The following is a 6,190-nucleotide window of genomic DNA, read 5'->3' on the forward strand; positions in this document are numbered from 1 at the left end:
CCCGTTTCGATATCTTTAATTGATTACCCAACTGGAGGATTCACGTTATGGCGACCATCAAATTTCAAGGCAAACCGTTACACACATCAGGCGAACTGCCAGCGGTCGGCAGCAAGGCGCCGGATTTTACCCTGGTCAACGGCAAGTTGCAGGACGTGAATCTGGCCACTTATGCCGGCAAAAGAAAAATTCTCAATATCGTGCCCAGCCTCGATACGCCCGTGTGCGCCGCTTCAACACGCAAGTTCAATCAGAAAGCCTCAGGCCTGGACAATACCGTCGTGCTGGTGATCTCAGCCGATCTGCCTTTTGCCCAAGGCCGTTTTTGTGAGGCGGAAGGCCTGAAAAACGTGATTCCTCTGTCCACCTTCCGCTCCGCTTTTACCGATGACTATGGCGTGCATATCACCGATACCGTTCTTGCCGGCCTGGCGGCCCGCGCCATCGTCATTCTCGACGAGAACGACAACGTCATCTATACGCAGCTGGTTGACGAAGTAGCCAACGAACCCGATTACGAAAGCGCGCTGGCCGCGCTGTAGGCTTCCAGGTTTATACAGACCGCTATTATAAATAAAGTTTAGGCTTAACCGTTCACCATAGGCTTATTGACGGGTGAACGGTTAAATCTGCAGCGGCCACATTTGGACTGGCTTGTAAATCAGACATAATTGATGCCAACTCAAACTAAAGAGCCTGGCGGGATCAACAAAAAATACAATAACTGATTTATGCAATCAAGCACTAGCTGGGAATTAAATGACCGCAATGCGAGCATGGAGTTTTTACAATCACATCATGATCAGACAACCACATGGCAAACCGTTTGTCCCCATAAGGTTTATTCTTCGATATCTTGCAGGCTCAGTTATTTGTGGTGCTGAATTGCCAGAGCGATTTCATTAAACGGTAGTTCCAGCAAGTTCTCGAATCTTTTCTCGGAAATAGTTAAAGCTAGGAGATTTATTATTGGCTACATCCATGTGTGGAGCGATTTTTTCCGACCAAATCGATTTTTCTGCCCCGATTGCCTGCCCACCTTTGGTTGATAATGCTTGTGAGCCGCCGTAAAGCACGGCATCAGCAAGACGCTCCCATGTGCCACAAATCGAGTCATTCACATATCCATTCAGAACACTATCCTTAGCCTTTGGATATGCCATTTTGATCGCGGGAAGATCACCGAGAAACCAAGCTTCACCTTCCTCAATTGCAATGCAAAATCGAGTTTCAGGTTTTGGATGACAGGAATCAAGAATCCCGTAAAGTTCTTTCCGAAACTGTGCCAGACATTTATTATCCAAATCGCAAATCAAGATAACAGCGGCAGGATAATCATCAGGGTAATTGGCAAATGTATTTCCATATCCCCTGAGTAATTTAGGAAGTTGATCAAGCAGGATACGCTTACTTGCATTAGCGTTATTTCCAAGGTTTTTTGGAATTCGGCCTATTCCTTTGTAAGGATGGACATTGAAAGTATGTTCATCACTAATGAGTTTAGGGACAAGAATGTCTAGCGCTTTTTTTCCAGACTGGTCTTCAACAAGTATCTCAAAATGCATCCGATTACCTCGCATCCAGATAATCGCTGTACCAGAGCCCACCTAAGGGTAGTCCTTCTGCTACCATATTTTTTACGATCTCATCGTCGTTCGCTCGTCGAATGACGGAAAAACCATCCGAACCTTTTTCCAGAATCCAGACCTCATCAGGTTCTAATGCGTCTACCAAATAAGGTTGATGTGTGGTTATAAAAACTTGAGACCCTCCTTTGCGGCCAGTCGCATGCTCACGGAATTCATTGGCTAGAGATTCTAGGAGCTTATGATACAGGCCATTTTCCGGTTCTTCGATGCATAGGAATGGCGGTGGTGTTGGATCTTCCAATAATAGCAAATAAGCAAATACCTTCAATGTTCCATCAGACATCTGTTGGGCATAGAATGGGTCTTGAAAGCCTTTGTCGTTGAATCGGAGAAGTAACCGTCCATCATTTGTTTTTTCCGTATCGATCTTATTGATTCCTGGGATTTTTTCAGCAATACGGTTCAATATGGACTGGAAGCGCTTCGGGTGTTCACGTTCCATGAATTGCACGACATTGCCGAGGTTATCTCCATGGATATTGAGATGTTTCTGAGGACCAGCAAGCGGCAGACTCCGTGCGGCATCTGGGGTAAAATAGCTGAGATACCATCCTTCGATAAACTTGCGAAAAGCGGAAACTCTAGGGTGTTGTTTCAGAGAACCCAGCGTTGCGATACCAAGTTTGCGTTTGTCTTCCAATTCGACAACCTCAGTCTCTCTTGATTCCTCTCTCGCTTCACCTGTTTTGATTGATTCCATGAATCTGAGCAGGTCGAAATCACCTTTCTCCTCGTCAATTTGGCGGCCTTCCTGCTCCCCTTTCCACACAACACCTTTACCGCTATTCAGCACGAGGAATGAAAAAGGCCAGCCATGCTTCTGACCCTTACGTCTTTGGCGAAGGCGTTCTTTCAGAACATAAGGGCGGCACGAATTATCTACATCAATTGCAAGCTCATAGGTGATGGGGCGTGCATTGCCATCTTCCTTGTAATACACCTCAAACTCGATTGGCCCTAGTTGTCCTTGAGATCGGATCTTTTCAAAGCCGCCGCGACCACGAGAATCGCAAGCCTCTTCAACGCCGGATTTCAAAGAATCCGCCAGGAACCCGAACGCATCAAATAGGGTACTTTTCCCAACACCATTTTTTCCAATGACAGCCGTCATCGGCGTAAGCGGTTCGGCCTGTTGCTGATTCCATAACCGCCCGAGTGTAACGTCTTTTAGTGCGCGGAAGTTTTTTATTCTAAAACCTTCTATCTTTGCCATTATTCATTTCCTATTTTTGTTACTATTCGGTCGGGAGTTGGTGTTAAGCGCGGCTGAAACCTGAGCGCGCTGAAGGCCGGCAGGACAACCAGCGCGCAAACCAGGGTCAGGAGCAGTCCCACGGCGAGCAGAATGCCCATCGATGCCGTGCCCAGATGCGACGTGAAGGCCAGGCTGCCGAAGCTGAAAATCGTGGTCAGGGTGCCATAGAACACGCCCTGCGCCTCGCTGCTGCTGAGCATGTCGCCATTGTTCGATTTCAGGTAGTGCAGCCGGTGCGCCATGTGGATGCCGCTGTCCACGCCGAGGCCGAACAACAGCGGCAGGGCAATTATGTTGGCGAAATTGAACGGCATATCGATCAGTACCGTCAAGGCGGCCGTAAACAGGGACGCAAGCAGCAGCGGCAGCAGTACCAGCAGGGTATCCTTGACATTGCGCATGATGGCCAGCAGCAATAAGGCGATGACCCCGAAGGCAACGGCAAAGGCCTGCTGGAACGCAAGAATGACCTCGTTCATGGATTCGAGAAAGCTGACCGGTAAATCGCTGACGCGCGGATCGACCTGCTGGGCGTCCAGGATAAACTCGCGTATATTCTCCAGATCATTCATGTCTTTTTTCGGCAAGGCCTGAACCCGATAGACGCCATCCTGGTTGCGCCAGCGTTCCCGCATATCCTTGGGCAGTGTTTCCAAGTCTATCTCACTGGCCTGCAGGCTGTTTTGGAGAAGCCGGATCGTCGAGGGCAGTGTCTGCAACAGACTGGCCTCAAGCCGGTTCAACGTCGTTTGCCGCGCCTCGGGATCGAGCGATTGCAGGGCGGCGAGAAAACCATCGAGTGTAGCGTCCAGACGCGCCATGACGTCGTTATTATCGGCCGCCAGGCGCTGCTTGAGTATGGCGTGGAATTTTTCCAGGGACTCGATGCCGGCATGGCCTTCGCCCGGTTCGGGAAAGTTATCGAGCTCGGGGCCCAGAATCAGCGCGAGGTCTTCTATCAAGGCCAGCTTGGCGTCCTGATTTTCGGGGATGAAATCGAACAGTGTCACGGCCTTGCGCACCGTGTTCAGACTTTCGAAACGGGCCTCCATATCCCGGGCTTCCGCCGCCGAAGCCGCCAGGGACGTCAGCGTCATCGGCGAGGTATCCTTGGACTGCAGCAGGTATTTAAAGGTTTTGACCGACTCGGTGTCAGGATCACGCAGGTTGATGGGATTGAAATCGATGCTGACGCGTGTCAGCAGGGCCAGTGAGACCACGGCCAGAATGCCGGTAACCCAGCGGATCGGGCGCGCATAAACCAGCGGCCAGTTCGATGTCAGCTTCGAGCGTGTTTTCCGGCTGTCTTCCTGTTTCCGCATTTTAGGCGGCATGATTTTTATCACGGCCGGCAGCACGGTAAAGGTCGTTGACAGCGCGATGACCAGACTGGTGCCGGCGATGATGCCCAGTTCCGACACGCCGAGATAATTGGTCGGGATAAAGGCAAACAGACCGATTGCCGCCGTGACCGTGCACAGGGCCAGCGAGCCGCCCGTGGACGTGAGCGTGTCGCGCAAGGCATCGCGGGGGGATTCGCCGCGCAGGGTCAGTTCGCGGTAGCGCAGGCAAAAATGCGAGGAATAAGCGTCGCCCATGCCGATAAACAGCACGCCGAAGGCGATTGAAATCATGTTCAGGTGGCCGACCGCGAACGCGGCGAAGCCCAGGGACAGTATCAGGCCTATAGTGAGCGTGAAAAAAGTGGCGAACATCAGCTTGAAGGAGCGATAGGCGATCCAGAGCGTGATGCAGACCAGAAACATTGAGACGATGCCGGCAATGGCCGTGTCTTCGCTGACGGTTTGCATCTCTTCGTGTTCCAGCATGACTTCGCCGGTCAGGCGGACGCTGACATCGGCGAGGTCGCCGGTCAGCGAGGCGGCAATGACCTGGTCGATGACCGCCAGGCTCTTTTCGGCGGGCAGGAATGCCTGAAAATCCAGGACCGGCTTGGCGATGATAAAGCGTTTGGTAACCCCCAGTCCCGAACTCCGATCCATCATCAGTTGCTGCCAGGATAACTGATAAGGCCGGCCTTGCTGCGCCGCCTGCAAGGCTTCGTCGGCCTTGCTGAAAACAGCATTCATATCGAGCTCAATGCCGTTGGAAGCGTCCAGTGCCTGTCCGAACAGCTCGAACAGGCCGTTGAGGCTGTTGTCCTGCGACAGTCTGCCGATAAAAGGCTGGGCGTTGGCGAGTTTGGTGGAGAGATCCTGCAGTTCTTTCAGACTCAGATAAAGCAAGCCATTCCGGTCGAAAAACGCGCCTTCGTCGGGAATGTAGACGGACCGGATCTGGTCTTTTTGCTGCTGAAGCCCGGATGTTATGCGCTGGAGCGCGTCTGTGGCCTGCTCCGGTGTCTTGCCTTCCACCAGCATCAGGATCGTATTGGCATCCTGGGGAAAGGCTTTTTCCAGGCGCTGACGATCCTGTTGAAACGGCAGTTCGGGGGAGAGCATCTCGGCCGTGTTGGTGTTGACGGTGAGATTGTTTGCCGTGTAGTGAAAAACGAAACCGCTGATAATCACGGTGAATGCGAGTAGCCACCAGGGGCGGTTCAGGATGTTTTCTTCCCACCAGAGAATAGTCTTGACCAGGAGATTGTCGGTTGTGTTGCTCATCTAGGGTTTAAGGATTAGGGTGGGGCCGGTCTTTTGCCGCAGTGCGCAAGTTTTCTTTTCTCGGCGCGAAAAAGTCAGCCCGACTGGGATAGATTGAAAAAATCCGATAAGTATAAACAACTATAGCAGAGCTACAAAACCCGGCGAATAATAGGTTTGAATAATTCACCCCGCCGCTGTGCGGCATAAGCGGTTTTCCGCCTTTGCCGAGAACACGAAGAAAATCATGGCATTATCATTTTTCACCGATAACTTCATGAGTTTATTATGAAATATTTGCAAGTATTTGAATTAAAAAGCCTTCGTGACCTCGGCAATTGCTCCTGCATTGCTCTACCTCCTGCATCCATGCAGCAACTGTGTTCAAAATCAAGCCTGATTGGCAAAATCAGGGTTCCACTCGCTGCCTGTTTTTGCCATGGAATTGAGAATAGTGAGCAATTTCCTCATACAGGCAACAAGGGCCACTTTTTTTAGCTTACCTTGGGCCAACAGACGTTGATAAAATAGTCTTATTGGCTTGTTAAAACGGGTTGCGCTTAAGGTCGCCATGTAAAGCGTTGATCGTATCTGCGTTCGCCCCCCAAATATCGCTCTTCGCCCTGTTTTTTTTGCCACTATCCCTGGCATAAGGCGCAAGCCCCACCAACGCGCTGATTTCC

4 protein-coding genes and 1 pseudogene are annotated in these 6,190 nt (G+C 51.1%); 1 reads left to right on the forward strand and 4 read right to left on the reverse strand.

The features are described from left to right. Positions 1 to 47 precede the first annotated feature (47 nt). A complete protein-coding gene (tpx, locus tag EK22_RS20180) occupies positions 48 to 542 on the forward strand; it encodes a thiol peroxidase (RefSeq protein ID WP_036253956.1) in 495 nt (164 codons plus the stop codon). Between the two features lie 360 nt (positions 543 to 902). Here the strand turns inward: tpx and EK22_RS20185 are convergent, their stop codons facing one another. The 4 genes and pseudogenes from EK22_RS20185 to EK22_RS20200 form a co-directional block, all read right to left on the reverse strand. Next, positions 903 to 1,565 carry a DUF4276 family protein gene (locus EK22_RS20185; RefSeq protein WP_200882635.1) on the reverse strand — a complete coding sequence of 221 codons (663 nt, stop codon included), beginning with the start codon at positions 1,563 to 1,565 and terminating at the stop codon, positions 903 to 905. Between the two features lie 4 nt (positions 1,566 to 1,569). Further along, positions 1,570 to 2,862: an AAA family ATPase gene (locus EK22_RS20190; RefSeq protein WP_036253961.1), complete on the reverse strand. Its 1,293-nt coding sequence runs from the start codon at positions 2,860 to 2,862 to the stop codon at positions 1,570 to 1,572. Next, on the reverse strand, positions 2,862 to 5,528 hold the full coding sequence (locus EK22_RS20195; RefSeq protein WP_051961996.1) for an MMPL family transporter: 2,667 nt from the start codon (positions 5,526 to 5,528) through the stop codon (positions 2,862 to 2,864). Before EK22_RS20195 ends, EK22_RS20190 begins: the two co-directional genes overlap by 1 nt. A gap of 369 nt (positions 5,529 to 5,897) precedes the next feature. After that, positions 5,898 to 6,190: pseudogene (locus tag EK22_RS20200) on the reverse strand (transposase); the annotation flags it as partial.

It is taken from the genome of Methylobacter sp. BBA5.1 (assembly GCF_000746145.1).
Classification (GTDB): domain Bacteria; phylum Pseudomonadota; class Gammaproteobacteria; order Methylococcales; family Methylomonadaceae; genus Methylobacter; species Methylobacter marinus.

Bases quoted from the DNA above. Each gene is read 5' to 3' on its own strand.
- tpx (WP_036253956.1), top strand. From the start codon at position 48: ATGGCGACCATCAAATTTCAAGGCAAACCGTTACACACATCAGGCGAA.
- EK22_RS20195 (WP_051961996.1), bottom strand. From the start codon at position 5,528: ATGAGCAACACAACCGACAATCTCCTGGTCAAGACTATTCTCTGGTGG.
- EK22_RS20185 (WP_200882635.1), bottom strand. From the start codon at position 1,565: ATGCATTTTGAGATACTTGTTGAAGACCAGTCTGGAAAAAAAGCGCTA.
- EK22_RS20190 (WP_036253961.1), bottom strand. From the start codon at position 2,862: ATGGCAAAGATAGAAGGTTTTAGAATAAAAAACTTCCGCGCACTAAAA.